Raw genomic sequence first — 2346 nt, forward strand, 5'->3', positions numbered from 1 at the left:
CGCGGAGTCCTTCGAGGCCCTGGAGCCCACCGCGGACGGCTTCCGCAACTACCTCGGCAAGGGCAACCGTCTGCCGGCCGAGTACCTGCTGCTCGACAGGGCGAACCTGCTGAGCCTGAGCGCCCCCGAGATGACGGTGCTCGTCGGCGGCCTGCGCGTCCTGGGCGCCAACCACCAGCAGTCCCAGCTCGGCGTGTTCACCAGGACGCCCGGCGTCCTCACGAACGACTTCTTCGTCAACCTGCTGGACCTGGGCACGACGTGGAAGGCGACCTCCGAGGACCAGACCGCGTTCGAGGGCCGCGACGCCGCCACCGGCGAGGTCAAGTGGGCTGGCAGCCGTGCCGACCTGGTCTTCGGCTCCAACTCCGAACTGCGCGCGCTCGCCGAGGTGTACGCCTCCGACGACGCGAAGGAGAAGTTCGTGAAGGACTTCGTCGCCGCGTGGAGCAAGGTCATGGACGCGGACCGGTTCGACCTCGTCCGCCCCTCCTGACGCACTGAACACGGCGAACGGGTCCGCCCCCGCGGGGGCGGACCCGTTCGCCCTGCCGAGGCACGGGAGGCGGAGTCGGCTTAGTCACCGCGCGCGTCAGTCCGTTCGAGGGGATACCCGTCGCATCATTCGAGGCTCGGGTCGACCTGTTTCGAAGCCGTCAGCCGACCCGTGCGTCCGCGCGCACGGGATGCGCCTCCAGGTCCGGGGCGGCCAGCAGGTCGGCGATCAGCTCGGGCGAACCGCCGACATAGGTGCTGGCCAGATCCACGTCACCGCCCAGGCACCAGGCGCGGTCCCGCGGCCACCACAGATCGGGCAGCTCGGCGTACTCGTCCAGGGACACGGGGGAGACGGCGTCGGCCAGCCGGCCGGCGAGCAGCACCTCGTCCCGGCCCGGCGTCCCGAACGTCGGGAACCCGTCCCAGTCCCACCGGCCGTACCCGCTCCACAGCCCGAACCAGCACGCCTGCGCGGTCCCGGTGTGCCGGCCCAGCACGGGCAGCAGCGCCCGCGCGACGGCTGGCGGGGTCGGGCCCTCGTCGGGGGCCTCGTCCCAGACTCCGGGCAGTCCCTGGTCGGAGCGGTTGGCGTCGTCCGGGTCCGCCCCGATGACCTCGTGCCAGCGGACGACCGGCGTGACCCGCGTGCCCATGGCGGCGGCCACGGCGGACCAGCGCACCGGCTGGCCGTCCAGCCGGGCCGGGTGCAGGATCCGCGCGTACGCGGCGAAGCCCGGTGCCGAGACGCTCGCGACCGTGCCCATGGCGGCCGGCTGCGGCCCGTCGACGGTGAGCCAGTCGGCGGGGGAGAGGTCGCCCGACTGCACCCGCAGCCGTCCGTACCGCTGCGGAGCGGGGTCCTGGCGGATCAGGCGGAAGTCGTGCATGCCCACAGTGTGCCGTGCGGCCGGCCGCGGCGGGCGGCGGGGGAGCCCGGGAACGGGGTCTCGGCCGCCCTTCCGTGACCTCGCGTCAGGACCGCTGCCCTGCCGGTGGCCGGCGTGCCGGCGGGTGATGATTTCACCGCTCGGTGCGTGCGCCACCTGCCCGGTGACGTTCGGCGTCGGGCCGGCGGTCCAGTCGAGCGTGCCCGCGGGTCCAGCGGGGCAGCACCATCGTCGAGGCCAGGCTCACCCGGTGTTCGAGTCAAAGCGTTTGCACCAGCCGGAAGCGCTGGGCCAGCACCCGGGTGTCGTCGTCGACGGTGAATTCGGGATCGCCCAGTTCCTCGCGCACTTCCGCGCTGTGCCAGAACTTCGCGTGTTCCGCCCGCCACTCGGCCACCGACGTGAAGCCTTCGCCCTCGTCGAGGGCATGCTGCAGGTCGACGTCGGCGAGCCGGACCACCCGGACCTCGGTCGTTTCGATCACGGCGACCGGTCGCCCTTCGGAGTCGACCACGGCCGACTGCTGGCCGACCTGGGGAAACGGCTCGTTGTCCCGCTCGTATCCCAGTACGAGCCCGGAAGTGGACGTCTTGGTGCCGGACAAGATCGCAGTGACCAGTTGGTCCCGCAACGGACCGGGGAACGCGAACTCTGCCAAGGGAAGATCATCGAGGTTCACGCCACACAGGCTAGCGAGCCTGCAGGGGGATCGGCGCTCGCGTCGCTAGGCGTCGGGGTCACGCAAGCCGACTGCGTCATGCCGCCAGAACGGCTCCGCATAGACCAGCGTCCCCGTCATCCAGGACTCGTGCCCCGGGAACCTGATGACCTGAAAGGCACGGTCCGGGATGCGCAGGGACGGCTTTCGGAAGCCCAGGTCACCACCGGGCACGAAGCCGAAACGCGAGTAATAGTTCGGATCACCCTCCAGGAAGACGAGCGGAACAGCCCGCTCGGCGAG

Annotated in this window: 3 protein-coding genes and 1 pseudogene; 1 reads left to right on the top strand and 3 read right to left on the bottom strand. The window is 71.5% G+C overall.

Features of this window, described 5'->3' with window-relative positions; translation table 11 throughout:
* Positions 1–496, top strand: a 496-nt coding sequence (locus tag IE312_RS39080) for a peroxidase family protein (RefSeq protein ID WP_306419716.1), incomplete at its 5' end; no start/stop codon positions are given.
* Between the two features lie 160 nt (positions 497–656).
* Here IE312_RS39080 and IE312_RS06440 read toward each other — a convergent pair.
* The 3 genes and pseudogenes from IE312_RS06440 to IE312_RS39085 all read right to left on the bottom strand — a co-directional run.
* Positions 657–1385 carry a hypothetical protein gene (locus IE312_RS06440; RefSeq protein ID WP_229899185.1) on the bottom strand — a complete coding sequence of 243 codons (729 nt, stop codon included), beginning with the start codon at positions 1383–1385 and terminating at the stop codon, positions 657–659.
* Between the two features lie 259 nt (positions 1386–1644).
* Positions 1645–2064, bottom strand: a complete 420-nt coding sequence (locus IE312_RS06445; RefSeq protein WP_229899187.1) for an ASCH domain-containing protein — start codon at positions 2062–2064, stop codon at positions 1645–1647.
* Between the two features lie 45 nt (positions 2065–2109).
* A pseudogene (locus IE312_RS39085) lies at positions 2110–2346 on the bottom strand (GNAT family N-acetyltransferase); the annotation flags it as partial.

This window comes from Streptomyces capoamus (genome assembly GCF_014654935.1).
Classification (GTDB): Bacteria; Actinomycetota; Actinomycetes; order Streptomycetales; family Streptomycetaceae; genus Streptomyces; species Streptomyces capoamus.